Below are 25082 nucleotides of genomic sequence, written 5' to 3'. Positions count from 1 at the left end.
CAGAATAGTGGCTGCGGGCTCACAGCACCCACCGCCAGTCGAACGCGGCCGCGACCGTGTCGCCGGTGCCGGGCTCGAGCGGATCGCCGGACCACGGTCCGCCGGTGCGTGGATCGACCAGGCGGGCGCCGGCCTCCGCCAGTGTCGCCAGCGAGCGCGGCCACGCCGGATGCCCGGCCAGCGACCGGCTCACGAACGGCACGACGGCCATGGGGTGGCGGGTCGCGAGAGCCTCGCAGAGGACGCTGAGCGCGTAGGTGTCGGCGATCCCGGCGGCCAGCTTGTTGATCGTGTTGAACGTGCCCGGCGCCAGCACGACGGCGTCCGGGGGCGGCAGCCGCTTGGGCGTGCCGGGCGGCCGGTGCGTGTCCAGCACCGGCACGTCGAGCCGGGCCAGCTCGTCGTGGTCGAGCCAGGAGCCGGCGGCGGCGGTCGCGATGACGGCGACGGGCCGGCCGCCGGCGCGGGCCAGCGCGACCCCGCGGTGGACGTGCCGGGTCAGCGGCGCGCCGGTCACGACGAGGGCGATCATCCCGTCGGACCGGTACCGGCGAGCTCCACGAGCAGCGGCAGGTGGTCCGACCCGGCCCGGCCGAGGACGGCGGCGGTGAGCGGCAGCGACGGCGAGGCGAGGACGTAGTCGATGGGCTTGGCCGGCGACCGCGTCGGGTAGGACGGCTCCGGCGGCCAGGGGCGCACCTGCACCGAGCCGTCGACCGGGATCCAGCCGGCCGGCGAGGTGTTGAAGTCGCCGCAGATCAGCCACGGCGCGTCCAGCTCGCCGGTGAGCGCCAGCAGCCGGGCCAGCGCGGCCGAGCGGGCCGGCTCGGACCGGCTCGGCAGGTGCGTGCTGCCGACCCAGACCCCCGGGTCGAGCTTGGCCAGCACGATCGTCCGCGCCTCCGACGACTCCGTGCCGTCGTAGAGCCGCGGCGGCCACCGCAGCTGCCACTGCTGCAGCGCCAGGATCGGCGCCCTGACCAGCAGCGCGTTCCCGTAGCCGCCGCGCGGGCCGGCCTCGTCGCCGTAGTGGACGGTGGGCGGGAAGAGCCAGGTGTAGCCGAGCCGCTCGGCCAGCCCGGCCAGCCTCGTCGGCCGCGGCCAGGGCTCGTCGACCTCGACGAGCGAGACGACGTCGGGATCGGTCTCCTCGACGAGGGCGGCGACGGTGTCCACGTTCGGGACGCCGGCGTCGTCGCGCCAGGAGTGGATGTTCCAGTGCAGGATCCGGGTGACCGGCATGGCTCGTCACGCTAGCCCAGCCGGGCCGTAGGTTGGCGGCATGACGCACGATGACCGGCTGATCGACGTCGGCGGAGTGCGGCGCTGGGCCGGGCCGGGCGAGCTGGTGGTGTTCGTCGGCGTCGCGACGGGCGGGTCGCGCAGCCACGACGCGTTTCCCGCCTGGGCCGCGACGCTGAGCCGGCCGGACTGGACGCTGCGCGGCCTCGACCTCCCGCCGACGACGCCCGCGCCGGCCTATGTCGAGCTGGTCGAGGCGATCGCCGCCAACCCGCGCGTCGCCGGGGCGGTCGTCACCAGCCACAAGCTGCGCCTGCACCGCGCGGCGACAGGGAGGTTCCGCCGTACCGACGCGCTGACGACCTTGATGCACGAGGTGAACACGCTGGTCCGCGCCGGCGACGGCGTCGACGCGCACGCACGGGACCCGCTGGCCCTCGCCGCCGTCCTGCGCGACCGGCCCGCACCCGGCGACGTCGTCGTGTACGGGGCCGGCGGGGCCGGGACGGCGCTGCTGCTGGCGCTCACGCTGGACGTCGAGGCGACGCTGGCCGCGGGCGCGCCGGTGCGGGGCGGACGTCACCGCGTCACCGTCCTCGACACCGACGAGGCGGCGCTGGCCGCCCTGCGCACGACCGCCGAGCGCTGCGGCGTCACCGACCGGCTCACCCTCCTCGACGCCCGCACGCCGGCGCCGATCCCGCCCCGCGCGCTCGTCGTCAACGCGACCGGGCTGGGCAAGGACCGGCCCGGCTCGCCGCTGCCGCCCGGCGCCGTCCTCCCCGCCACCGCGACGGCCTGGGACTTCAACTACCGCGGCGACCTGACGTTCCTCGCCGACGCCCGCGCTTCGGGCGTGGCCGCCGTCGACGGATGGGACTACTTCGTGGCCGGGTGGGGCGCGGCGCTGACGGCGATCGCCGGACGCCCGCTGACCGCCGGCCTACTGGCGGAGCTCGGCGAGGCATACGGCCGGAAGTGAGCGGTTTCTTCCAGATCTACGGATTTGGCTGGCCAGTCAGGGTCCTTGTCACATACGGTCGGAATGACGCTGCCCCATGACGAGAGGACGACGATGTCCGACCGCCACGCTCTGGCGCCGCTGCGCCGCTGGCTCATCGAGTCCGGGTCACCGGCCAAGCTCGCCGTCCTGCTGGTCATGGCGGTTCTGATGATCGCCACGTCGGTCCTGCTGCTCAACAGCACCACCGACGGCGGCGACTCCACGCTGATCGAGATCGACACCCCGGCCGGCTGACCGGCGTCGCCGCCGGCACCCGCGTGCGGCGGCCCCTCCTGGGTACGCGACGGGCAGGAGGGATCTCGATGGAACGAGGCAGCGACAAGCACGGCCCGCGCGCCGACGACCAGCTCGAGCACGAGCTCGACGGCACGATCCGCGGCAACCGCTCGAGCCGGGCCGAGGAGTGGCACGACCCCGAGCCGCCCGCGGACGACGACCCCGCCGCGACGGATCGCCCGGGCGTCCCGACCGAGGTGCCGGCGGACGAGGCCGAGACCGACCGCTGAGCCGGCCGCTCAGGCGGCGCTGTGCCGCGGCGCCGGCCGCGTCGCGGTGCGGATCCGGTACAGGCTGGTGGTGGCGGTGATGAACAGCTCGGTGCCGTCGTCGCCGCCGAAGCAGAGGTTCGAGACGGTCTCCGGCATCGGCACGACGGCGATCCGTTCGCCGCCGGGCGTGAAGACCTGGACCGAGTCGGCGCTGGACGCCCATACCCGGCCCTCCTCGTCGACCCGGATGCCGTCGGCCGCGCCCGGGCGCACCGTCGCGAGCATCCGGCCGTTCCCGCACCGCCCGTCCACCACGTCGTAGGCGCGGATCGCGCGCTCGTCCCCGCCGGTGTCGGCGACGTACAGCACCGACTCGTCGGGTGAGAACGCGAGGCCGTTCGGGTGCGCCATGTCGGTGACGACGGCGCGCAGCTCGCCGCCGGCCTCGTCGTAGCGGAAGACGTGGCAGCCGCCGTACTCCTGCTCGCCCGGGTGACCCTCGCGGCCGCTCTCGTGGATGCCGTACGGCGGGTCAGTGAACCAGATCGCGCCGTCGCCGGCCACCACGACGTCGTTCGGCGAGTTGAACCGCCGTCCCTCGACGGCGTCGACGATCGGGGTGACGACGCCGTCGACGTCGCGCTCCACCCGGCGCCGGCCGTGCGAGCACTGCACGACGTGGCCGTCGAGGTCGAGGGTGCGGCCGTTGGTGTACTCGACGCCGCTGCCGTAGACGGTCGTCTCGCCGGTGGCGGCGTCCCACTCGAGGATGCGGTCGTTGGGGATGTCGCTCCACCGGACGCGGCGGGTGCGCGGCAGCCAGACCGGGCCCTCCGCCCACTCGGTCCCGGTGTGCAGCCGCTCCAGCGCGGCGCCGTCGGCGAGGAGGCTCGTCACGCCGGCCAGGATGCCAGACCCGCCGTCTGCCGCACCTGGTCGCCCAGTTGCTGGAGCGCGCTGCGCGGAGTGATGAGCGGGAGCAGCGCGGCGGTGAGGAAGACGCCGCGCAGCTGCTCCCGCATCCCAGCGTCGTCGAACGGCGCTGACAGCAGCAGGCCGGCGCCGACGATCAGGGCGGCGAAGAAAACACGCCGCACGATCGACGTGACGATGCGCGGCGCGGCGCTGGCCGGCTCGGCCCTGGCCAGCTCCTCCCACTGACCGCGGCTGGCCGCCACCAGCCCGGCGGCCAGGGCGGGCGCCAGCCGATCGTCCCGATCCCGCCCGCCGAGCAGGACGGCGTTCGCGTGCACCCGGAAGCCGACCGCGATTCGCTGCCCAAGGTCGCCGGCCCGCCGCCGGGCATCGGCGAGTCGGTGCGGTGCGATGCGCTTGAAGTCGCGTTCGGCGGCGACCGCGGCCTGGTTCAGCCCGCCCGCCAGATCGGCACGCGTGCGGCGCGATTGCCGCCAGTCGACAGGGTCGTCCGCCCTGATGGCGACCCCGACGGCGGTCGCATAGGTCTGGTAGAGGGCGGTGACGAGGCCGTCCCTCGGGTCCTGACGGTGCCGCGCCAGCACGACCGCCTCCGCGAACAACAGGAGTCCGACGAGCACCACCAGGGTCGCCAGCGGCGGCACGACGACATTCCAGTCGCCGTACGGCTCACGGGGCCACAGCAACAGGCCCGCGACACCAAGCACCGCGACATTCAGCAGTGGCCCGAACATCGTGAACCACTGATCCTGGCGATCCGCCGGCCAGCGCCCGAGGGACTCCCACAGCTCGACGAGGGCCGATCTGGTGGACTGCCCGGGCCGGCGCCGGAGCACCCGCGCCACCACGAGCACGACGATCGTCACGGTTGCGACGGCCACCACCACCCACGCCGTCGCGGCCAGCGGAGCCACGACGCCCCACAACCGGCCCAACGACCACGGCTTCGACCACTCGCGCCCCACCCCGATGCTCAGCCAGGCCACGGCGACGGCCAGGTAGACGCAGGCCTGGAGACGGTCGCGCAGCCGCTCCTGGTTCGCCGCCGCGTCCTTCAGTGACTCGAGTGCCGCGGTCACCGCCGCGGCCACGTCGGCCGGGGCGTCCGGCCCTTGCGCCACGATCGCATCGCTGCCCGCCACGAGCTCGACAGCGTCGGGTGGATCACTCAGCATGGGACGCATTGTGCCAGCGCACCCGGAGTCATTCGTCTCACATTCTGATCGAGTTTTGTTCACTATATGAGATCACATCGCGTTCTATTTGGAGACCATTGGTCCAGTCGGGAAGATGGACGCATGTCTCGCGCTTCGTCCGACACCGCCCGGATCATGACCACGGCTGCCCGCCGCGGCATGTCCATGTGTCCGCGAATGCGCCGCTGCCGCTGCTGCTGACGCCGTCCTGACGTCACCTCGAGCGGCAGGCCCCCGCCCCGGAACCGGCCGGCGACCCCGTCGAGCCCGCGATCCGGCGCGCTCCCCGCGCCCACCCCGCGCGAACCACACCCCTCATCAAGGAGACCCGCACGCCATGAACCGCCGCATCCTTCTGCCCGTCGCACTCGCCGGAGCCGCCGTCGTCCTGGCCGCCTGCGGCGGGGGCGACACCGAGACCGCGTCCGGCGAGTCCGGCGACCCGATCCGCATCGGCGTGGTCGGCGCCAGCGAGGACTACTGGTCCGCCTTCACCGAGCTGGCCGACGCGGAGGGCATCGACGTGGAGCTGGTGAACTTCACCGACTACACGCAGCCCAACCCGGCGCTGTCCCAGGGCCAGCTGGACCTCAACCAGTTCCAGCACCTGCAGTACCTGGCCGCGTACAACGTGTCGAACGACGACGACCTGGCGCCGATCGGCGCGACCGCGATCTACCCGCTCGGCCTGTACTCGCAGCAGCACCAGTCGCTGGAGGACATCCCCGAGGGCGGCGAGGTCGCCATCCCGAACGACGAGACCAACCAGGCCCGGGCGCTGCTCGTCCTACAGGACGCCGGCCTGATCACGCTCGAGGGCGGCGGCAGCTCGACGTCGCTGCCGTCGGACGTCGTCGAGGAGGAGTCGCGGGTCACCGTCACGCCGGTCGCGGCCGAGCAGACCGCCACCGCGCTGAACAGCGTCGACGCGTCGGTGATCAACAACGACTTCGTCGCCGACGCCGGACTGGAGCCGGCCGACGCGCTGTACCAGGACCAGGCCGACTCCCCCGGCGCGCGCCCGTACATCAACGTGTGGGTGGCCCGGTCCGAGGACGTCGACAACGAGACGTTCCAGCGGCTGGTCGAGCTGTACCACTCGCCCGAGGTCGAGGAGGCGTCGGCGGCGGCGTCCGGCGGGACGGCGGTGTTCACCGACAACCCGGCCGATGAGCTGTCGGAGATCCTCGACGGCATCCAGACGGACCTCGCCGCGCACTGATGGCACCCCTGATCAGCTTCCAGGACGTCGGCAAGGTCTTCGGGTCCGGCGCCACGGCCGTCCGCGCCGTCGACGGCGTGACGCTGGACATCCAGGCCGGTGAGATCTTCGGCGTCATCGGCTACTCCGGCGCCGGCAAGAGCACACTGGTCCGGCTGGTCAACGCGCTGGAGCCGGTGACGTCCGGCCGTCTGCTCGTCGACGGCCAGGACGTCACCGCACTCGGCGAGTCGCAGCTGCGGCGGGTGCGCGCCGGCATCGGCATGGTGTTCCAGCAGTTCAACCTGCTGAACTCGCGCACCGTCGCCGGCAACGTCGCGTACCCGCTGAAGGTCGCGGGCTGGCCGAAGGCGAAGCGAGCGGCACGGGTCGCCGAGCTGCTGGACTACGTCGGCATCGCGGACAAGGCGAAGGCGTACCCGCGGCAGCTGTCCGGCGGGCAGAAGCAGCGCGTCGGCATCGCCCGGGCGCTCGCGACCGAGCCACGGATCCTGCTCGCCGACGAGGCCACCAGCGCGCTGGACCCGGACACGACGCAGGACGTGCTGGCGCTCCTGCGCCGCGTCAACCGCGAGCTGGGCGTCACCGTCGTCGTCATCACGCACGAGATGGACGTGATCCGCTCGCTCGCGCACCGGGTCGCCGTCATGGAGGACGGAAAGGTCATCGAGCACGGCCCGGTGTACGACGTGTTCGCCGCGCCGCGCGAGCGCGCCACCCGCCGGTTCGTCGCGACGACCTTGAAGGACCGGCCGACGCCGGAGGCGCTGGAGCGGCTGCGGCACCGGCACCCGGGCCGCATCGTCACCGTCACGATCCGCGAGGCCGGCGTCGACGTCACCGCGGCGCTGCGGGCGCACGGCGTCGACGGCACGATCGTGTTCGGCGGCATCACCGAGATCGACGAGCGCCCGTTCGGCTCGCTGACGCTGGAGCTGACCGGCTCCGACGCGGCGATCGACGCGCTGCTGGCCGACCTGCGCTCGCGCACGGATGTCGAAGACCTGGGGACGGCGGGGGTGCCGGCATGAACCGCGACTGGTCGGAGCTGTCGCCGATCCTGTGGGAGTCGGTGCGCGAGACGCTGTACATCGTCGGCGTGACGGTGGGCGTGGGCGGCGCGCTCGGGCTGGTGCTGGGCGTGCTGCTGTATGCGACGCGGCGCGGCAACCTGCTGCAGAACGTCGTCGTCTTCACGATCCTCAACGTCGCGGTGAACGTGGTGCGGCCGATCCCGTTCATCATCTTCATCACCGCGGTCGGTCCGGTGACGCTGGCCGTCGTCGGCACCACCATCGGCAACGACGCGGTCATCTTCGCGATGGCGATCATGGCGACGTTCGTCACCGCCCGCATCGTCGAGCAGAACCTCGTCGCCACCGACCCGGGCGTGATCGAGGCGGCCCGGGCGATGGGCGCGTCACGGCTGCGGATCCTGGTGACGGTGCTGGTGCCGGAGGCGCTCGCGCCGCTGATCCTCGGCTACACGTTCCTGCTGATCGGCATCGTCGACATGTCCGCGCTGGCCGGCTACGTGGGCGGCGGCGGGCTGGGCAACTTCGCCATCGTCTACGGCTACCAGCGGTTCAACTGGGAGGTCACGCTGGTGACCGTGCTGGTGATCATCGGCATGGTGCAGCTGGCCCAGTTGCTCGGGAACTGGCTGGCCCGCAAGGCGCTGCACCGCTGACGCCGGCGGGAGGCAGGTCGTCAGCCGGCCGCGGCCGCCTCCTCGGCGTGGTCGGCCAGCTCCTCCGCCGTCGAGGCGTCGTCGTGCGTGCGGTCGACCCGCCAGTAGCCGGCGAACGCGACCGACCGCCGGTCCAGCCCGCGCTCGTCGACAAGGTGACGCCGGACGGCGCGCACGGCCGACGCCTCGCCGGCCACCCAGGCGAACGGCTCGCCGTCCTGGAAGTCGAGCGAGCGGACGGCGTCGATCAGCGCAGACGACCGCCCGGCGGCGACGGAACCGCGGTGCCGCCACACCACCGTCACGTCCGCCGCCGACTCCAGCCGCTGCTCCTCCGCCGGCCCGGCCACCTCGGCCACGACGACGGCGCGCTCGTCCGGCCCGAGCGACTCCAGCCACGCGCCGATCGCCGGCAGCGCGGTCTCGTCGCCGGCGAACAGCTTCCAGTCGTGCCGGCCGGGCGTGCGCAGGTGGCTCACCGACGGCCCGTACAGGCCGACGACGTCTCCCGGTCGCGCCGACGCCGCCCACCGCGCCGCCGGTCCGGAGTGCGCACCGTCGCCGTGCAGGACGAAGTCGACGTCCACCTCGCGCGCTGCGGGCCGGTGCCGGCGGATCGAGTACGTCCGCAGCCACGGCCGCCGCTCGTCCGGCATCGCCAGATAGCGCTGGTACCAGCTCCCGACGTCGTCCAGGGTGGCCGGCGGGTCGGGCACCTCCGGCACCCCGCCGTCACGGGCGAAGAACAACTTGACCTGCTGGTCCGGCGCGACCGGCGTGAACTCCGCCAGCCCGTCGCCGGCCAGCGTGATCCGGCGCATCCGCGGCGTCACCGGCGCGCAGCCGACGACCCGCAGCTCGCTGTACGACAGCCGCACGCCCGGCGCCCGCGGCGCCGGCGCCTCACCCCGCCGCACCGGCGGCCTCGTCCAGGTAGGGCCGGAGCTGCTCGAGCGCGTACGGGATCGACAGCGGCGACGGTGTGTTCAGCCCGACGATGGTCGGGTAGTCGAGCACCGCGACGGTGCCGGGCAGCTGGTCGAAGCCGGCGATGTCGGCGAGGTCGCTCTCGTCGCCGCCGTTGACGAGGAACGCCAGCAGGTCGGCGCGGAGCAGGTCGGAGCGTTCCGGGCTGACCATGATCCGGGTGTCGCCGGTCGCCTCGCCCTCGTCCCGGACCGCCGGGAACATCGTCATGCCGAGCTGCTGGAAGAACACGCTGGACCCGTCCTGCTCGTCGGCGACCACGTACATCGAGTCGCCGACGACGTACTGGGCCAGCGAGAACGTCTTCCCGGCCAGCCCGGGCAGCGCCGCGGCGACCGCGGCCACCTCGCCGTCGACGTCCTCGATGACCTCCTCGGCCCGGTCCGGCTCGCCGAGGATCTCCCCCGCCGTCCGCACGAGGTCCTGCCACGGCGTCACCTGCAGCTCGTCCGCGCCGGCGATGGTCGGCGCGATGGCGGCGAGCTGGTCGTAGACGCCCTGGTCGGCGATCGAGTAGCTGCCGACGATGAGGTCCGGCTCCAGCGCCGCGATCTGCTCGATCGGCGGGCCGTCGACCAGCGGCAGCGCCTCGGCGTCGGCGGGCAGCTCCTGCCACGGCACGCCGGACTCCGGCATGAACGCGTCGACGGAGTACCCGACCGGCTCGACGCCCATCGCCAGCATGACGTCGGTCCACTGCAGGTCGATGGTGACGATCCGCTCCGGCACCCCGGTGATCTCCGTCGTGCCGAACTGGTGCTCGACGGTGACGGCGTCGGTCGTGCCGGCCGCCGGCGCGGCGTCACCATCGTCACCGCCACAGGCAGCCAGCGCCACCGTCAGCCCGAGCGCAAGAGGAACCAAACGGAACAAGTTCATGAGGCGACCCTAACTTAGGATCACCTAACCAACATCCCCGGCCCCCATGATCATCGGCTATCGCCCACAGCGGGGTGTGGTGGATCGCCGATGATCATGGGTATCCACAGGCGGAGAAATCGGGGTGGCGGCCGCGATACCTGGTCGCGCAGGCTGGCCGCGTGGATCTTGATGGCCTCCTAGCGGCGCAGCACGGCTTGATCGGCCGCGCTCAGGCGCACGCGTGTGGGCTGAGTGACCGACGCATCGAGTGGCGGGTCGAGTCCTGCCGCTGGCGGCGGATCCACCACGGCGTGTACGCGACGTTCACGGGTCCGCTGACCTTCGAGGCGCAGGTGTGGGCAGCCATCCTGCGCGCCGGACGAGGCGCCGTGGCCAGTCACCGCACCGCCGCCTACCTCGACGGACTCTGCGACGACCCGGGACCGGTCGTCCACGTGACCGCGCCGGCCGAACGGCACGTCCGCGGTAAGACCGATGGCGTCCGCATCCACTACGCCCACCGCCTCCCGCTCACCCGTCACCCATCGAAGTCCCCGCCGCGCACCCGCCTCGACGAGACCGTGCTCGACCTCGTCGACGTCGCACCGCATCCACGCGACGTCGACGGCTGGGTGACCGCGGCCTGCCAACGCCGCCTCTCCACACCGGAACGCCTCGCCGACGCGCTCGCCCGGCGCAAGAAGATCCGCTGGCGGCCCATGGTCGAAGCCATGCTGGCCGACGTCGCCGCCGGAGCCCAGTCGCCGCTGGAACTGCGCCACCTGCGCCGGGTCGAACGCGCCCACGGACTGCCCACCGGTCACCGCCAGCGCCGCATCGCGGGCAACCGGGTCATCTGGATCGACGTCGACTACACGGAGTACCAGGTGCGCATCGGCCACGTCGGCGAGGGCCGGTTCCGTGACCGACGCCGCGACAACCGGGCGACCATCGACGGCCATGCCACGCTGCGGTATGGCCACGCCGACGTCTTCGGCGACCCTTGCGCCGTCGCCGCCGAGCAGGCCCGACTGCTGCAAGCCCGAGGCTGGACCGGCGCCGCACGTCCGTGCGCTCCGTCCTGCCCCGCTCCCATGATCATCGGCGATCGCCCACAGCGGGGTGTGGCGGATCGCCGATGATCATGGGGCGAAGGCGGCGAGGAAGATGCGGACGGCCTCGGCGACGTGGCGGCGCAGGTCGTCGTCGGCGGGGACGGCGGCGTCGCCGAGCATCATGGCGCGGTTCAGCGGCGCCGCCATGACCAGCCAGTTGAACCACTCGGCCATCGCGGCGGGATCGCCGGCGAGCAGTCCCCGCTCGCGCAGCGGCTCGAACATCGCCGTCAGCTCGTCGATCGCCCGCTGCGGCCCACGCTCGTAGAGCACCTTCGCCAGCTCCGGGAAGCGGCCCACCTCGCCGATGACCAGCCGGCGCAGTCGCAGCAGCTCGGGCTCGGTGACGATGCGCAGCTGCCGCTCGGCGAACGCGCGCAGGTACGCCTCGAGGTCCCCGTCGCCCAGCTCCGGGCGGTCGTGGTGGACGCGGTCGCCGGCGGCGCCGGTCATCGAGCCGACGATCTCGACGAACAGCGCCTCCTTGCTGCCGAAGTGCGTGTAGACCGTCTGCTTCGACACGCCGGACCGGGACGCGATCAGGTCCATGTTCGTGCCGAGGTAGCCCTTGTCGAGGAACACCTCGCGCGCCGCCCGGACGATCGCCTGGTGCTTCTCGTCCGATCGCGCCCACGGCCGTGCCCCGGCCTCCGCCATCGTCGCTCCCCTCGTGGATCCCGTTGCTGACGTCATCATACTGGACAGTCTAGTCTGGCCATACTGGACGGTCCAGTATGAGCAAACCCGGAGGTGAGAGCCGTGCCCGGCGTTGGAGGGGCGGGTGTGCGGAGCCGGCGTCTAAAGAGCATTTCGTGGCATGCTTTTCCGCCACGAAATGCGGAGCCGGCGCAGCGCCCCGCCCCTCCAATGCCGGGCACGGCCGGCACGATGGACGGCCACCCGTTCGAAGCGACGCTGCTGCCGCTGGGCGACGGGACGCACATCGTCCCGGTCAAGGCCGCCGTCCGGAAGGCCATCGGCAAGGGCGCCGGCGACGACGTCGCCGTCCACCTCCAGCACCGCCACTGACCCGACGAAGGAGCATCAGATGACCGAGTACGTCACCACCGCCCTGGGCGACCGGGTCGCCTTCGACCGCTACGGCGACGGCCCCGGGCTGATCTTCGTCGCCGGCGCCGGGCCGTTCCGCGCGATCGACCCCGTCACCACCGAGACCGCCGAACTGGCCGCCGAACGGGGCATCGCGACGATCGTCTACGACCGCATCGGCCGCGGCGAGAGCGAGGCCACCGGCCGCATCGGCCTGGACCGCGAGCTCGCCGCGCTGCGCGCGCTGATGGACCTGCTCGGCGGCGAGGCGGCGCTGTGCGGGCACTCGTCCGGCTGCTCGATCTCCCTGGCCGCGGCCGCGAACGGGCTGCCGGTGACCGCGCTGGCGCTGTGGGAGGCGCCGATCGCGCCGGTCGGCACCGTCGCGGAGTGGATCGGCGAGGTGGAGCGGCGGATGGACGCCGGCGACTGCGACGGCGCGCTGACCCATTACATGAAGGACATGCCGCCGGAGTGGCTGGCGGAGGCGAAGAAGGATCCGATGTACGAGATGTTCGCCGCCCAGGTGGTCAGCTACCGGGCCGACGGCGAGTCGCTGGTCTGGGCCGACTCCGGGCCGCAGGCCGAGCTGTTCGCGGACGTCCGGGTGCCGACGGCGTTCCTGCTCGGCGAGAAGACGTTCGACGAGATGCACGTCGCCGCCGCCTCGGTGCTGGCCGCCATCCCGGGCAGCGTGAAGAAGGTGATGCCGGGCGCTGACCACACCTGGGAGTCCGCACCCATGGCGGCCGAGCTGGCTCGGTTCGTACAGTCGGCATCAGGACGCGGCTGACGACCTGGAGGCACGATGCGGCTCGGCGAGATCGACGTGGTGCCGATGTCGGACGGCACCTTCGTCGCCCGGCCCTCGTACTTCACCCGCGAGCCGGTCCACGACCCACCGGAGCCGTTCGACGCCAGCGGCGTCGCGTGGCTGCCGATCGGCTGCTTCCTCGTCCGCACCGGCGAGCGCGTGGTCCTGATCGACGCCGGCCTCGGCCCGGCGCGCACCGCGCTTCCGGACGGCATGGCGCTGGTCGGGGGCCAGTTGCCGGTCGCACTGCAGGCCGGCGGAACGCATCCCGGCGACGTGACCGACGTCGTGTGCACGCACCTGCACGCCGACCACGTCGGCTGGCTGTTCGGCCACGACGGCCGGCCGGTCTTCCCGGCAGCGACCGTGTGGTTCGGCGCGGCCGACGGGGCCTGGTTCGTCGACGGCGACGGCGAGATGGCCGAGCACGTTCGCGCCGGCTTCCGCGCGACGTCCGCCGACCTGCGGCCCGTCGACGGCGACCGCGCCGTCGCGCCGGGGGTCGACGTCGTCGCCACGCCCGGACACACGCCCGGGCACCTCGCCGTGGTGGTGTCGTCCGGCGGCGACCGCGTCATCCTGGCCGGCGACGCGATCACCGTCCCGGCCCAGCTCACCGAGCCGGCGTGGCACTCGTTCGGCGACGTCGACCCCGAGCGGGCCGAACGCAGCCGCGCCTGGCTCTGGACCGAGCTCGAACGCCCCGGCACCGTCGGCGCCGGAGCCCACTTCCCCGGTCTGCGCTTCGGCCGGGTCACCAGCCGCGACGGCCGACGCCTGTGGTCGGCCTGACCCCCGCTCATCAACGTTGATCTGGAGTGAAGCCGCTATCGCAGGCGCATTTGTCCGATAGATACCGGCCTTACTCCAAGATCAACTTCCTCGGCGCAGGCCCCTGACCAGCCGCGCGAAGACGAGGTTGAGCAGCACGATCCCCAGCCACATGGCGAAGACGGCGTCGGCATCGGCATGGGCGATGCCGGTCAGCCAGATCGAGCCGCCGACGCCGAAGATCAGCGAGAAGACCGGCACCGCCACGTAGGCGTTGTCGGGCTGCTCCCCCTGGCGCTGCTTCGGCCGGGCGGGCGCCGGCGCCGCGCCGACGCCGAGCTGCGCCAGCCGGGCGTCCACCCGCTGGTCGATGGCCGCGGCGGCGCGGTCGACGAAGGACTCCAGCACCGCGCGCTCGTACTCGGGCCCCAGTTCCTTGCGGGTCTCGTACGCGACGGACACGTCGTCGCGGAAGTCGGCGGTCACCATGGCTCGCCCTCCATCCTGCTGACAGGTGTACGGCGTACACCGTTGTCCACTACGCTAGGTGGACGCCGTACACCTGTCAAGGGAGGATGGACGGATGACCACGCGGGAGCGGCCCCGGGCGCCGTTGAGCAAGGAGCGCGTGCTCGCCGCCGCCGTCGCCCTGGCCGACGCCGGCGGCGTCGAGGCGCTCAGCATGCGCAAGATCGCTCATGAGCTGGGCGTCGTGCCCATGGCCCTGTACAAGCACGTCCAGAACAAGGACGAGCTGCTCGACGGCATGGTCGACGCCGTGGTCGGCGAGATCGACCCACCGGGCGGCGGGACCGACTGGAAGGCGATCGTCCGCGGCCGGGTGCTGTCGGCCCGCCGCGTCCTGCTGCGCCACCCGTGGGCGTCCCGGGTGATCGAGGAGCGGACCAGGGCGCGGCCCGACCCGACCCCCGCGGTGATGACCTACATGGACTCGATGATCGGGGTCTTCCGGGCCGGTGGCTTCTCGATCGACCTGACCCACCACGCCATGCACGTCATGGGCAGCCGGCTGCTGGGCTTCTCGCAGGAGCTGTTCGAGGACTCCGGGCCGGCCGACGCGCCCCCACCGCCACCGGAGCTCGCCGAGCGCTTCCCCCACATCGCCGAGCTGGTCATGGGCATCAGCCACGACCACGGCAGCGTGGTCGGACCGGGGTGCGACGACCAGGTCGAGTTCGAGTTCGCCCTCGACCTCGTGCTCGACGGCCTGGACCGGCTGCGCGATCAGGCCGGGCGCGTGGCCTCCTCCAGCAGTTCCAGGACGTGACGGTACGGCTTGCCGGTGGCGCGGGTCATGCCCAGCTCGCAGGTGCGGTTGCACGACGCGTACCCGCCCGCCTCCCCCACGGCGGCGACGGTGGCCGCCTCGGCCGCGGTCGCGCCGCGGGTGAGCTCGGGATGCAGCAGGCCGCGGTCGCCGGCGAAGCCGCAGCAGCCCCAGTCCGACGGCACGACCGCCTCCCGCGCGACGGCGGACCCGAGCGCGACCAGGTCGTCGACGTCGCCGAGATGGACACTGGCGCAGGTCGGATGCAGCACGACGCGGTCCAGCCGGTGTGCGTCGGGAACGGGCGCGAGCCGCGGCAGCACCGACGACCGGACGAACGCGACCGCGTCGACCACCGTCACCCGCTCCCACTGGGCGGCGTCGGACGCGGGCAGCGATGACCCGAGACCGGCCAGCCCGTGCGAGCAGGACGACGCGTCGGCGACGACCGGCAGTCGGCCGTCGTCGGTCAGCGGCCAGAGCGCGGCGAACACCTGCTGCGCCATCACGGCGGCGCCGGCCTTCAGCCCCTTCGATGCCCACGGCGTGCCGCAGCACAGCGACGGCGTCCGCTCGGCGATCGCGACGTCGACACCGGCGCGTCGAGCCAGCGCGAGGAACGCCGCCGTGACGCCGTCGCCGTCGCCCTCGGGCGCGAACAGCGCGCCGATGCAAGCCGGGAAGTACACCGCCTCCGCAGCCCCGCCCGATGGCGACGCCGACGGCCGCGGCCGCCCCGGTCCCGGCAGCGAGCCGTCCGCCGCCGGGATCCACTCGGTGCCGAGCACCGCCCTGGCCAGCGACGACGCGCCCGACACGACCGGACCCGGCAGCGCCGACGCGACCCGCAGGCCGGCCCGGGCCGCCGTCACCCCCGCACCCCAGTGGCGCGCCGCGGTCGTGCCGGCCCGCTGCGCGATCGGCCCCAGCGACTCCGCGCGGCGCGCCTTCATCGCCGCGCCGGTGTCGATCTGGACCGGGCAGGCGGTGACGCACAGCGAGTCCGCGGCACAGGTCTGCACGGCGTCGTAGCGGTAGGCCTTCTCCAGCTCCGCACGTACCTCCGGCGTCGCGACGGCGATCTCGCGCAGCAGCGCGATCCGCTGCCGCGGCGTCGTCGTCACATCCCGCGACGGGCAGACCGGCTCGCAGTAGCCGCAGTCGACGCAGGTGTCCAGCGCCGGGTCGACCGCCGGCACGGTCTTGAGGTGACGCAGGTGCGCCGTCGGGTCCTCGTCCAGCACGACGCCGGGCGCCAGCACGCCGCGCGGGTCGCACAGCGCCTTCACCTCACGCATGACGGCGTAGAGCTCGTCGCCGTACTGGCGGCGGACGTAGGGCGCCATGATCCGGCCGGTGCCGTGCTCGGCCTTGAGCGAGCCGTCGGCGCCGAGCACGAGGTCGACGAGGTCCTCGGTGAACGCGGCGTACGTGTCCAGCTCGTGCGGGTCGTCCAGCCGCGGCGTGATCATGAAGTGCAGGTTCGCGTCGCGGGCGTGCCCGAAGATGACGGCGTCGCCGTAGGCGTACCGGTCGAACAGGCCCTGCAGCTCGCGAACCGCCGGCCCCAGGGCGGGCGCCGGGACGACGACGTCCTCGAGCAGCGCCGTCGTGCCCTGCGGCCGGGCGCCGGCCACCGTCGCGTAGAGGCCCTTGCGGACGTGCCAGGCGGCGGCCCGCTGCGCGGCGTCGGACGACAGCGCCGCCGGTCCGCTCAGCGGCAGCCGCGCGACGACGGCGCCGACGGCCGCCGACAGGACGGCCAGTTCCTCCGCCGTCGCCGCCGCGACCTCGACCAGCAGCGCCGTGTGCTGCTCGACCCGCAGCGACCGGATCACCGCCGGCGCGCCCGGGTCCGCGGCCGCGACCCGCAGCGACGTCGCGTCCATCAGCTCGACGGCGCCCGCCCCGGCCCCGACCAGCGCCGGCAGCGCGCCGATGGCCGCGTCCAGCCGGTCGAACACCAGCAGCGCGGTCGCGACGTGCGGCAGCACCGGCAGCGTGTCGAACGTCGCCGACGCGACGAAGGCCAGCGTCCCCTCCGACCCGACCACCAGGTGGGCCAGGATGTCGACCGGCGCGTCGTGGTCGAGGAACGCGTTCAGGCCGTAGCCCATCGTGTTCTTCATCGAGAACTGGTGCTCGATCCGCCCGCGCAGGAAGGCGTCGGCGCGCAGCCGATCCCGCAGCCGGGCCAGTCCCGCGTGCAGCGCCGGCTCCAGCGCGGCCAGCCGCCCGTCCGCGCCCGCCGCGGCGGTGTCGAGGTACGTGCCGCTGGGCAGCACCAGCTCCAGCCCGGCCAGCGTGCGGTACGCCGTCGCCGTCGTCGAGCTGGTCATCCCGGACGAGTTGTTCGCGACGACGCCGCCGACGGTGCAGGCCGCCTCGCTGGCCGGGTCCGGCCCGAGCCGCCGCCGGTACGGCGCCAGCGCGGCGTTCACCCGGCGCACGACGGCGCCCGGCTCGGCCCGCACCCGCGCACCGTCGTCGAGCACCGTCACGCCGCCGAAGTGCCGGCGCGTGTCGACGAGGACGGCGTCGGTGCCGGCCTGCCCGGACAGGCTCGTCCCGCCGGACCGGAACGTCAGCGGGACGCCGTCGCGGTGCGCGGTCGCCAGCAGCGCCGCCACCTCGGGCACCGACGACGGCGTCACCACCGCGGCCGGGGTCAGCAGATAGTGGGAGGCGTCATGCGCCATCCGGGCCCGGTCGGCGATGCGGTCACTGACGTGGGCCGGGCCGATGGCGGCGCGCAGCGCCTCGACGTCGATGGCGGGGGTCACGAGGCGAACCTACCGCGTGTGGACTGACCACAGGCGCGGCCGCCCCGCCGGAATCAGCCGCGCACCAGGTCGCGGGCCCGCCCGGCGGCGTCGGCCCGCTCGTCCGGCTCGTGGATGATGTGCCGGACACCGCGCAGCCGGGCCAGCTCGCGGCCCATGCGCGCCGCCGTCTCCTTGGTGCCCGCGCTGACGATCAGCCGGTCACCGTCCTCGAACACGTTCGCCCACCGATCGCCCCGCGGCACCGTGTGTATGTCCCCTGCGGCCATGCCGAACCCCCAGCCCTTCGCGCTCGGATCCATCGTCGTCCCGGATCGGAGCCCCGCGCTGGCCTTTCGTCGACCTTTGCCCATCCGTTCGGCAACCCCTGATCGTGCTCCTGGCAGGTGTCGAGGTGGTCCTTCGTGGGTATCGGCCAGTACGTCCAGGAGATCACCAGCGTCTGGATTGGCCGGTAGCATGCAAACCCAGAGTTCGGAACGGCCCGGGGCGGGACGGCGACACGGACGGTCGTCGGCGCGCGCGGGGCGGAGCGGGGGGCGCATGACCACGTCACGGCCGGAGTCATCCGGCACGGAGTGGGACGGCGACCTCGACGCCGTCGGCCTGGCCGCGCACTTCGCCGAGTACGCGCACCGCACCGGCGCGGGCGGCGGCGACCAGCGGCAGGCGCTGGCCGCCTGGCTGGACGAGCTGATCGAGCAGGAGGGCGACGAGCCCCGGCCCTGACGTCCGCCCCGGCGGAAATCCGGTTGGCCGGCACGGCGGCGGTCCCTACCGTTGACCGCGATGACGCACATCGACGCCGCCCTGGTCGCCGGGCTGATCGCCGACCAGTTCCCGCAGTGGGCCGGGCTGCCGGTGCGCCCGGTCGAGCTGCAGGGGGTCGACAACCGCACGTTCCGGCTCGGCGACGAGCTGTCCGTCCGGCTGCCCAGCGCCGCGCACTACCGCGAGCAGGTCGCCAAGGAACAGCGCTGGCTGCCGCTGCTGGCGCCGCGGCTGCCGGTGCCGATCCCGGCGCCGGTGGCCGTCGGCCGGCCGGGCCGCGGGTATCCGTGGACGTGGTCGGTGAACCGCTGGCTGGCGGGGACGACGGCCTTGTCGTCGGGCGGGTTCGACGACGTCGGGTTCGCGCGGGACGTCGCCGGGTTCCTGCGGGCCCCGCAGGCGGCCGACGCGTCCGGCGGGCCGGGGCCGGGCACGCACAACTTCCAGCGCGGCGGCCCGGTGTCGTTCTACGGCGACGAGACCGCCCGCGCGCTGGATACGCTGGCCGGCCGGCTCGACGTCGCGGCGGCGCGGAAGGTGTGGGACGCGGCGCTGGCGGCGACGTTCATCGGCCCGCCGGTGTGGCTCCACGGCGACGTCGCGCCCGGCAACCTGCTGGTCCGCGACGGCCGGCTGAGCGCCGTCATCGACTTCGGGACCTGCGGCGTCGGCGACCCGGCCTGCGACCTCGTCCTGGCGTGGACGTTCCTGTCGCGTGACGGGCGGTCGGCGTTCCGGGCGTCGCTGGACGGCCTGGCCGACGAGGCGATGTGGGCGCGGGCCCGCGGCTGGGCGCTGTGGAAGGCGCTGATCACGTACGACAGCGACGTGCCCCGGGTGCGGGCCGAGGCGCGCCGCGTCACTTCTGCGGTGCTGGCGGAGGCCTGAGCAGGGACTGGACGGACGCCGTCACGACGGCCGCGACGTCGGCGGCGTCGAGCCGGCCGGCCCGGACCTCCTCCGCCGCGCCATGGAGCAGGTGGTGCACGGCGCTCACCAGCCAGCCGATCGGCAGGTCGGTGCGGAACGTCCCGGCCCGCTGGCCGCGGCGGACCAGGTCCTCCAGGCGGGCGGCCGGCGCGCCGTGCAGCTGCCGCACCCGGCCCGGCGGCAGCACGTCCTGCGCGGCCGTGAGCAGTGACGACGACTCGCCGACCAACGCCCAACTGGAGGCGAGCAGCCGGTCCAGGGCGTCAGCCGGATCCCCGTCGAGGTCGACGGCGGACAGCGTGCGCTCGCCCTCGGCCAGCGCGTCCGTCAGGGCCGCCTCGACCAGTTCGACCCGGTTCCGGAAGTGCCCGTACAGCGTCATCCGGCCCACGCCGGCCGCCGCGGCGATCTCGTCGATCGTCGCCGCCGGGTCGCGTCCGAGCAGCTCACGGGCGGCGGCGACGATGCGGGCGATGCTGCGTTCGGCGTCGGCGCGGCGGCGGGTCCGGGTGGTCATGAAGAAATCTTAGCTCGTACGGGAATATACGAGTTAACCGCCTCCGTTCCCTATCTCGTACCTCCACATACGAGTTAGGAGAAGGCGATGAACGAGACGGTTGTGACGCCGCACCCCTGGCGGTGGCGGATCCTGGGCTTCCTGGGCGTCGCCCAGCTGATGCTGATCCTGGACGTCACCGTGGTGGCGATCGCGCTGCCGCAGATCGAGACCGACCTCGGCGCCAGCCGCGCGGCGCTGACCTGGACCGTCAGCGCGTACGCGCTCGCGTTCGGCGGCCTGATGCTGCTCGGCGGCCGGCTCGCCGACATCCTCGGCGCCAAGCGGGTCGTGCTCGCCGGGCTGCTGGTGTTCTCGGCGGCGTCGCTGCTCACCGGCCTGGCCGACTCGTCCGAGCTGCTGATCGCCGGGCGGGTCGCCCAGGGAGTCGGCGCCGCGCTGCTGTCACCGTCGGCGCTCTCCCTGGTCGTCACGCTGTTCGACGGCGACGAGCGCAACCGGGCGCTCGGCGTGTGGTCGGCGCTCGGCGGTGGCGGCGCGGCGCTGGGCGTGCTGCTCGGCGGGCTGCTGACGGCCGGTCCCGGGTGGCCGTGGGTGTTCTACGTCAACGTGCCGATCGGCCTGGTCATCGCGGCGGTGCTGGCCCGGATGCTGCCCCGCCCGGTGGTGCCCGCGTCGCGCGGCCGGCTGGACGTGTTGGGCGCGCTCCTCGTCACCGCGTCGACCGGCACGCTGATCTACGCCCTGATCCAGGCCGGCGAGGACGGCTGGGCGACGGCGACGACCGGGCTGCTGGTGCTGGCCGCCGCGGCCGGCTACCTGGTGTTCGTCGCCTGGCAGCGGCGGGCCGGCACCCCGCTGATGGACGTCCGCCTGCTGGCCCGGCGGCCGGTGGCGACCGGGACGTTCCTCATCCTGCTGGCGACGGCCCTGATGATCGCGGTGTTCTTCCTCGGCACGTTCTACTTCCAGCACGCGCACTCCTACGGCCCGCTGCGGACGGGGCTGCTGTTCCTGCCGGTCGCGCTGGCGACGATGGCCGGCGCGAACCTCACCGGACGGTCGATCGCCCGGTTCGGCGCGCGTCCGCTCGCGGTGGCCGGGCTGCTGGTGGCGGCCGCCGGGCTCGCGGTGCCGGCGCTCTGGCTCGAGCCGGCCGTCGTGGTCGTGGGCGTCGCCGTGGCGGCCGCCGGCACCGGCGCCATCTTCGTCGTCGCGTCGGCGACGGCGCTGGGCCAGGTCGCGCCGCACGAGGCGGGCGTCGCCTCCGGCATCGTCAGCACGTTCCACGAGTTCGGCGCCGCCGGCGGCGCGGCCGTCGTCTCCAGCATCGCCGCCGCCAGCATCGTCGGCGACACCCTCGACGGCTTCACCAACGCCTTCGTCGTCGCCGCCGTGGCGGCCGGGGTGTCCGCCCTCGTCGCGTCCGTCCTCACCCCTCGCCCGCAGGCGTGACGGCGTGGAGCTGCTCGCCCTCAGAGGTTGTGGGCGAGCAGCTCCAGGCCGATGACCAGGAGGCCGAGCACCACCTCGGCGAACAGGACGATCACCCGCTGCCAGACGGGCAGCCTGGCGCGGCGCACCGCCAGGTAGCCGATGCCGGCGAGCGCCGCCACGAGGGCGATGCTGGCCGCCCGCAACGCCGGCTCGATCTCCCAGACGCCGGCGACCGCGAGGCCGATGAAGATCGCCGGTAGCGCCAGCGCGCCCAGCGCTCCGAGGCTGACCCGCGCCATGTGCCGCAGCTCGCTGCCCACCGGCAGCGCCTCGTGGACGGCCAGGTGCGACACGATGTCGGCGACGAAGACGGCCAGCACGGTGCCGAGCACGACGACGACCAGGGAGAGGGCCGCCTCACCGGCGGAGACGGCATGGGCGCGCAGCGCCAGCACGACCGCCAGCGCGGTGAACGTGATGTAGACGCGTTCCTTGAGGATGTCGGCCCGCTCGGCCGCCGGCAACTCCTCACCGCGACCGTGGCCCTGGGTCATCCTGTCAACATACCGGCGCGGGCCGCCGCCACCTCGAGTCCGCGCGGACTGTCCGGGAACCGGTCCAGCATCGCCCGCAGCTCGTCCGCCGCGACGTTGGCGCCGAAGGCCTCGGCGAACGGCTCCATCCGCACGCCCTCGGCCAGCGGCCCGGCGACCACCGGGTCGAAGCCGAGCGCGTCGACGATCGACGCCGCCTCCGCGACGGAGGCGGGGTCGTCTCCGGCGACGGCGATGGCCTTGCGGCCGGGCGTCCCGGCGGGCCGCGCGCCCTCGTCGAGGTCGTGGTAGCCCATGTGGTTGAACGCCTTCACGACGCGCGCCCCGGCGAGGAACCCCTGCACCAGCTCGCTCGACGACGTCCGCGGGTCGGTGAGGTCGGGCCGGACGCCGTCGACCTCCCACCAGTAGTTCATCGCGTCGAGGACGAGCTTCCCGCGCAGTTCCTCGACGGGCAGGTCGCGGTGCTTCCCCAGCGGCAGCGCCAGCACGACGACGTCCGCCTCCGCGGCGGCCTGAGCAGCGGTGACGGCGACCGCGCCCGGGGTGACGATCTCGACGATCAGCGCGATCCTCTCGGCCGCGCCGGAGCCGGCGATCAGCACCCGGTACCCGGCGGCGACGGCGAGCCGGGCGAGCACGGTGCCGACCTTGCCGGCGCCGAGGATCCCGATCGTCGTCATGGCGCGCTCACCAGGTCGCGCACCATCGGGACCACCTTGGAGCCGTAGAGCTCGACGGCGCGCAGCCGTGCGCTCACCGGCTGCGAGCCGGCCGTGTAGATGAGGTCGAACCGGCCGACGCCGAGGGTCTGGACGGCGCGGGCGATCTTGCGGGCGACGGTCTCCGGCGAGCCGACGTAGAGCGAGCCGGACTCGATCTCGTGCTCGAACTCGCGCGGCGTGATCGGCGGCCAGCCGCGCTCGCGGCCGATGCGGTCCCGGTTGACCTTGAACCGCGGGTAGTAGATCTCCCTGGCCTCCTCGTCAGTGTCGGCGACGAAGCCGGGCGAGTGCATGCCGACGGGGTGCGCGACGGTGCCGAACTGGTCCGCCGCGCGCCGGTACAGGTCGAGGTACGGCGCGAACCGATCCGGCGCGCCGCCGATGATCGCCAGCATCAGCGGCAGCCCGTGGTACGCGGTCCGGACGACCGACTGCGGGGTGCCGCCGACGCCGACCCACGTGGTCAGCCGGCCGGACTCGGTCTTCGGGAACACGTCGGCGTTCTCCAGCGCCGCCCGCTTGGTCCCGCTCCACGTCACCGGCTTCTCGTCCAGCAACTGCACGAACAGCTGCAGCTTCTCGTCGAACAGCTCGTCGTAGTCGGCGAGGTCGTAGCCGAACAGCGGGAACGACTCGGTGAACGAGCCGCGGCCCAGGATCACCTCGGCCCGGCCGTTGGACACCGCGTCGACGGTGGCGAAGCGCTGGAAGACCCGGACCGGGTCGTCGGAGCTGAGCACCGTCACGCCGGAACCGAGCCGGATGCGCGACGTCCTGGCGGCGATCGCCGCGAGCACCGTCTCCGGCGTCGAGATCGAGTACTCCGGGCGGTGGTGCTCGCCCAGCGCGATCGCGTCGACGCCCAGGTCGTCAGCCATGACGGCCTCCTCGACGACCTGGCGGATCGCGGCCGCGTGGCTGACGGGTACGCCGTCGTCACCCTCCGGAACGTCGCCGAAGGTGTCGAGCCCGAAGCTGAGGTCGCTGGTCATGCCAGCTCGAACGAGGTTGACATGTCAATTATTTCCGTGCTCGGCGGGCCGCCGCCGGGCTCCTGGGCGGGATGACGATGCCCGGCGGCGGGGTCCGTGGGCCCCGGCCGCGCCCCCTGCCTCGGCGGCTCGCGCCGGACGCGGCCGGGGGACGGTGATCCGAGGAGCCGCCTCTCGAAACCCCCCGGATCGCCGCGGCCTGCGTCGCTCCCCCGAACACCCCGCGCATCGGCCGCATCGGCACCGTAATCCCGGCCGGCGGGCCGCCGGAACAACCGCGGGCCGCACCCTTGCGCAATCCGGGCAGATCGTGCGTACGCTGGGCCGTCGGCCGCACACCCACGGGGGTGACCCATGGCGACCAGCACCGTGCCCGTCGAACGTTCCATGATCGTCGCGCGCACCATGAACGAGTCGGCTGAGGTGATCCGGCAGGTCTACATCGGCCACGAGCCGCGGCTGGGCCGCGATCACGCCGGGACGGAGTTCCGGGTGGTGTCGGCGCGGGCCCCGGTCCGGGCCGGCTCGCTCGGCGCCGACCGGGTGCACGTCACCGTCAACTTCCGCACCGCCACCGAACCGTTCGACTACCTCTTCGCGCTCTCCGTCGTGAACGGGATCTTCGCGGTCGCGATCGGCGACGAGGCGTGCCGGGCGGGCGCCGGCGACGTCGTGCTGTTCCCGCCCGGCTCGCCGGTGGCGGCGCAGTGGGCCGACCTCGACGCCGGCATCCTGCGGCTGCCGCTCTCGACCGCGGCCGACCTGGCCGCCGAACGCTTCGGCATCGACGCCGCCGACCTGCGGTTCGAGTCGATGCTGCCGGTGACGCCGCGGCTGGGGCAGTACTTCCGCAGCGTCTGCGCGGCGGTCGGCCGCGAACTGATGGCCGACGAGTCGGCCGCGGCGCATCCGCTGATCGCCGAGGAGATGGTCCGCCACGCGGCCGCGGCGGCGCTGGCGACGTTCCCCAACACGACCATGACCGCCGCACACGTCGCCGGACCCGGCTACGTCGCGCCGCGAGCGCTGCGCCGGGCCAAGGCCTTCATCGAGGCGCACGCGGCCGCGCCGCTCACCGTCGCCGAGATCGCCGCGGCCGCGGGCGTCGGCGTGCGGGCGATGCAGTACGCGTTCGCCCGGCACCTGGGGACGACGCCGCTGGCGTACCTGCGCCGCGTCCGGCTGGAGCACGCCCACCGGGAGCTGCAGGCCGCCGACCCCACGTCCGGCGCGACCGTCGCCGCGATCGCGGCCGCGTGGGGCTTCGCGAAGCCGAGCCGGTTCGCCGCGGAATACCGCGAGCTGTACGGCCGGTCGCCCGGCCGGACGCTGCGCACCTGACGCGGCTGGCGCTCAGCCGCGGCGGTGGAACCGGCGCAGCGAGCACCAGCACCGTCACGCAGATGGCGACCCAGGCCGTGCCGGTGCGCGAGTGCGGGAGTCTGCCGTTGCGCTCGGCGCCGGCCCGCTCGTCGGCGGCGTCCTGATCGGACCTCCGGCGGACGTCGTCGTCCGCGGCGGGCGGCGCGGCGCCGGCCGGGGATCGCGTCGCGGGCTGGACCCGGCGGGACTCAGAAGTCCATGCCGCCCATGCCACCGCTGGGGTCGGCGGGAGCGGCCGGGGTCTTCTCCGGCTTGTCCGCGACGACGGCCTCGGTGGTGAGGAACAGCCCCGCGATGGAGGCGGCG

29 protein-coding genes are annotated in these 25082 nt (G+C 73.7%); 15 read left to right on the top strand and 14 right to left on the bottom strand.

All coding sequences use genetic code 11. The annotated features are described in order from the left end of the window. Nucleotides 1-19 precede the first annotated feature (19 nt). A complete protein-coding gene (locus C1I92_RS24055; protein WP_111257177.1) occupies nucleotides 20-532 on the bottom strand; it encodes a flavoprotein in 513 nt (170 codons plus the stop codon). Further along, a complete protein-coding gene (locus C1I92_RS24050; RefSeq protein ID WP_111257176.1) occupies nucleotides 529-1242 on the bottom strand; it encodes an endonuclease/exonuclease/phosphatase family protein in 714 nt (237 codons plus the stop codon). Before C1I92_RS24050 ends, C1I92_RS24055 begins: the two co-directional genes overlap by 4 nt. A 40-nt stretch (nucleotides 1243-1282) precedes the next feature. Here C1I92_RS24050 and C1I92_RS24045 point away from each other — a divergent pair, with 40 nt between their 5' ends. The 3 genes from C1I92_RS24045 (at nucleotide 1283) to C1I92_RS24035 (ending at nucleotide 2772) form a co-directional block, all read left to right on the top strand. Continuing rightward, nucleotides 1283-2224, top strand: coding sequence for a shikimate dehydrogenase (locus C1I92_RS24045; protein WP_111257175.1), 942 nt, complete (start codon nucleotides 1283-1285; stop codon nucleotides 2222-2224). Between the two features lie 93 nt (nucleotides 2225-2317). Continuing rightward, nucleotides 2318-2500, top strand: a complete 183-nt coding sequence (locus C1I92_RS24040; RefSeq protein WP_111257174.1) for a hypothetical protein — start codon at nucleotides 2318-2320, stop codon at nucleotides 2498-2500. A gap of 68 nt (nucleotides 2501-2568) precedes the next feature. Beyond that, a complete protein-coding gene (locus C1I92_RS24035) occupies nucleotides 2569-2772 on the top strand; it encodes a hypothetical protein (RefSeq protein ID WP_111257173.1) in 204 nt (67 codons plus the stop codon). A 9-nt stretch (nucleotides 2773-2781) separates the two neighbouring features. Here C1I92_RS24035 and C1I92_RS24030 read toward each other — a convergent pair whose 3' ends face one another. Both C1I92_RS24030 and C1I92_RS24025 read right to left on the bottom strand, forming a co-directional pair. Then, on the bottom strand, nucleotides 2782-3651 hold the full coding sequence (locus tag C1I92_RS24030; RefSeq protein WP_199521544.1) for an SMP-30/gluconolactonase/LRE family protein: 870 nt from the start codon (nucleotides 3649-3651) through the stop codon (nucleotides 2782-2784). Beyond that, nucleotides 3648-4865, bottom strand: a complete 1218-nt coding sequence (locus tag C1I92_RS24025) for a hypothetical protein (RefSeq protein ID WP_111257172.1) — start codon at nucleotides 4863-4865, stop codon at nucleotides 3648-3650. The genes C1I92_RS24030 and C1I92_RS24025 overlap by 4 nt, the downstream gene beginning before the upstream one ends. 358 nt (nucleotides 4866-5223) lie before the next feature. Here C1I92_RS24025 and C1I92_RS24020 point away from each other — a divergent pair, with 358 nt between their 5' ends. The 3 genes from C1I92_RS24020 to C1I92_RS24010 are packed head-to-tail and all read left to right on the top strand — an operon-like array spanning nucleotide 5224 to nucleotide 7798. After that, nucleotides 5224-6108, top strand: a complete 885-nt coding sequence (locus tag C1I92_RS24020; protein WP_111257171.1) for a MetQ/NlpA family ABC transporter substrate-binding protein — start codon at nucleotides 5224-5226, stop codon at nucleotides 6106-6108. Continuing rightward, the gene (locus C1I92_RS24015) at nucleotides 6108-7139 is read left to right on the top strand and encodes a methionine ABC transporter ATP-binding protein (RefSeq protein WP_111257170.1); all 1032 of its coding nucleotides are present in this window, start codon (nucleotides 6108-6110) and stop codon (nucleotides 7137-7139) included. Before C1I92_RS24020 ends, C1I92_RS24015 begins: the two co-directional genes overlap by 1 nt. Further along, nucleotides 7136-7798 carry a methionine ABC transporter permease gene (locus C1I92_RS24010; protein WP_053205471.1) on the top strand — a complete coding sequence of 221 codons (663 nt, stop codon included), beginning with the start codon at nucleotides 7136-7138 and terminating at the stop codon, nucleotides 7796-7798. Before C1I92_RS24015 ends, C1I92_RS24010 begins: the two co-directional genes overlap by 4 nt. A gap of 20 nt (nucleotides 7799-7818) precedes the next feature. On the opposite strand, the gene C1I92_RS24005 is transcribed toward C1I92_RS24010, so the two are convergent. Beyond that, nucleotides 7819-8715, bottom strand: a complete 897-nt coding sequence (locus C1I92_RS24005) for a siderophore-interacting protein (protein ID WP_233507198.1) — start codon at nucleotides 8713-8715, stop codon at nucleotides 7819-7821. Beyond that, on the bottom strand, nucleotides 8702-9664 hold the full coding sequence (locus C1I92_RS24000; protein WP_111257169.1) for an ABC transporter substrate-binding protein: 963 nt from the start codon (nucleotides 9662-9664) through the stop codon (nucleotides 8702-8704). Before C1I92_RS24000 ends, C1I92_RS24005 begins: the two co-directional genes overlap by 14 nt. Before the next feature lie 161 nt (nucleotides 9665-9825). Between C1I92_RS24000 and C1I92_RS23995 the strand changes: the two genes are divergently transcribed. Continuing rightward, nucleotides 9826-10788 carry a type IV toxin-antitoxin system AbiEi family antitoxin domain-containing protein gene (locus tag C1I92_RS23995; protein ID WP_111257168.1) on the top strand — a complete coding sequence of 321 codons (963 nt, stop codon included), beginning with the start codon at nucleotides 9826-9828 and terminating at the stop codon, nucleotides 10786-10788. Here C1I92_RS23995 and C1I92_RS23990 read toward each other — a convergent pair whose 3' ends face one another. Next, entirely contained in the window at nucleotides 10789-11418 is a 630-nt protein-coding gene (locus C1I92_RS23990; protein WP_111257167.1) for a TetR/AcrR family transcriptional regulator, read from the bottom strand. 210 nt (nucleotides 11419-11628) lie between these two features. On the opposite strand from C1I92_RS23990, the gene C1I92_RS23985 reads away from it, so the two are divergent. Genes C1I92_RS23985 through C1I92_RS23975 form a run of 3 tightly spaced genes read left to right on the top strand, consistent with a single transcriptional unit; the run spans nucleotide 11629 to nucleotide 13417 of the window. Continuing rightward, nucleotides 11629-11790: a DUF1905 domain-containing protein gene (locus C1I92_RS23985; protein ID WP_111257166.1), complete on the top strand. Its 162-nt coding sequence runs from the start codon at nucleotides 11629-11631 to the stop codon at nucleotides 11788-11790. Nucleotides 11791-11809: 19 nt separating this feature from the next. Next, nucleotides 11810-12604: an alpha/beta fold hydrolase gene (locus tag C1I92_RS23980; protein ID WP_111257165.1), complete on the top strand. Its 795-nt coding sequence runs from the start codon at nucleotides 11810-11812 to the stop codon at nucleotides 12602-12604. 15 nt (nucleotides 12605-12619) lie between these two features. Beyond that, nucleotides 12620-13417 (top strand): MBL fold metallo-hydrolase, encoded by a 798-nt coding sequence (locus tag C1I92_RS23975; RefSeq protein WP_111257164.1) that lies wholly within the window; start codon nucleotides 12620-12622, stop codon nucleotides 13415-13417. 81 nt (nucleotides 13418-13498) lie between these two features. On the opposite strand, the gene C1I92_RS23970 is transcribed toward C1I92_RS23975, so the two are convergent. Further along, nucleotides 13499-13885 carry a hypothetical protein gene (locus C1I92_RS23970; protein WP_111257163.1) on the bottom strand — a complete coding sequence of 129 codons (387 nt, stop codon included), beginning with the start codon at nucleotides 13883-13885 and terminating at the stop codon, nucleotides 13499-13501. Nucleotides 13886-13979: 94 nt separating this feature from the next. Here C1I92_RS23970 and C1I92_RS23965 point away from each other — a divergent pair, with 94 nt between their 5' ends. Next, complete coding sequence (locus tag C1I92_RS23965) at nucleotides 13980-14684, top strand: TetR/AcrR family transcriptional regulator C-terminal domain-containing protein (protein WP_111257162.1); 705 nt, start codon at nucleotides 13980-13982, stop codon at nucleotides 14682-14684. On the opposite strand, the gene C1I92_RS23960 is transcribed toward C1I92_RS23965, so the two are convergent. Further along, nucleotides 14642-17467 (bottom strand): FAD-binding and (Fe-S)-binding domain-containing protein, encoded by a 2826-nt coding sequence (locus C1I92_RS23960; RefSeq protein WP_199521543.1) that lies wholly within the window; start codon nucleotides 17465-17467, stop codon nucleotides 14642-14644. The genes C1I92_RS23965 and C1I92_RS23960 overlap by 43 nt on opposite strands. Before the next feature lie 53 nt (nucleotides 17468-17520). Next, on the bottom strand, nucleotides 17521-17769 hold the full coding sequence (locus C1I92_RS23955; protein WP_199521542.1) for a DUF2188 domain-containing protein: 249 nt from the start codon (nucleotides 17767-17769) through the stop codon (nucleotides 17521-17523). 241 nt (nucleotides 17770-18010) lie between these two features. On the opposite strand from C1I92_RS23955, the gene C1I92_RS23950 reads away from it, so the two are divergent. Next, a complete protein-coding gene (locus tag C1I92_RS23950; protein WP_111257161.1) occupies nucleotides 18011-18196 on the top strand; it encodes a hypothetical protein in 186 nt (61 codons plus the stop codon). Between the two features lie 60 nt (nucleotides 18197-18256). After that, nucleotides 18257-19126, top strand: a complete 870-nt coding sequence (locus C1I92_RS23945; protein WP_111257160.1) for an aminoglycoside phosphotransferase family protein — start codon at nucleotides 18257-18259, stop codon at nucleotides 19124-19126. On the opposite strand, the gene C1I92_RS23940 is transcribed toward C1I92_RS23945, so the two are convergent. Next, a complete protein-coding gene (locus C1I92_RS23940) occupies nucleotides 19098-19685 on the bottom strand; it encodes a TetR/AcrR family transcriptional regulator (RefSeq protein ID WP_111257159.1) in 588 nt (195 codons plus the stop codon). The two genes, C1I92_RS23945 and C1I92_RS23940, sit on opposite strands and share 29 nt — an antisense overlap. A gap of 87 nt (nucleotides 19686-19772) precedes the next feature. On the opposite strand from C1I92_RS23940, the gene C1I92_RS23935 reads away from it, so the two are divergent. Beyond that, nucleotides 19773-21140 carry an MFS transporter gene (locus tag C1I92_RS23935; RefSeq protein WP_111257158.1) on the top strand — a complete coding sequence of 456 codons (1368 nt, stop codon included), beginning with the start codon at nucleotides 19773-19775 and terminating at the stop codon, nucleotides 21138-21140. A gap of 20 nt (nucleotides 21141-21160) precedes the next feature. Here C1I92_RS23935 and C1I92_RS23930 read toward each other — a convergent pair whose 3' ends face one another. The 3 genes from C1I92_RS23930 to C1I92_RS23920 are packed head-to-tail and all read right to left on the bottom strand — an operon-like array spanning nucleotide 21161 to nucleotide 23393. Next, complete coding sequence (locus C1I92_RS23930; RefSeq protein ID WP_111257157.1) at nucleotides 21161-21676, bottom strand: hypothetical protein; 516 nt, start codon at nucleotides 21674-21676, stop codon at nucleotides 21161-21163. Continuing rightward, nucleotides 21673-22359 carry an NADPH-dependent F420 reductase gene (locus C1I92_RS23925; protein ID WP_111257156.1) on the bottom strand — a complete coding sequence of 229 codons (687 nt, stop codon included), beginning with the start codon at nucleotides 22357-22359 and terminating at the stop codon, nucleotides 21673-21675. Before C1I92_RS23925 ends, C1I92_RS23930 begins: the two co-directional genes overlap by 4 nt. Then, complete coding sequence (locus C1I92_RS23920; protein ID WP_111257155.1) at nucleotides 22356-23393, bottom strand: LLM class flavin-dependent oxidoreductase; 1038 nt, start codon at nucleotides 23391-23393, stop codon at nucleotides 22356-22358. Before C1I92_RS23920 ends, C1I92_RS23925 begins: the two co-directional genes overlap by 4 nt. 354 nt (nucleotides 23394-23747) lie before the next feature. Here C1I92_RS23920 and C1I92_RS34005 point away from each other — a divergent pair, with 354 nt between their 5' ends. Continuing rightward, the gene (locus C1I92_RS34005) at nucleotides 23748-24734 is read left to right on the top strand and encodes an AraC family transcriptional regulator (protein WP_158564258.1); all 987 of its coding nucleotides are present in this window, start codon (nucleotides 23748-23750) and stop codon (nucleotides 24732-24734) included. Nucleotides 24735-25082: the final 348 nt, after the last annotated feature.

Source organism: Jiangella anatolica (assembly GCF_003236295.1).
Classification (GTDB): Bacteria; Actinomycetota; Actinomycetes; order Jiangellales; family Jiangellaceae; genus Jiangella; species Jiangella anatolica.
This window is presented reverse-complemented; position numbering and strand designations above follow the sequence as displayed.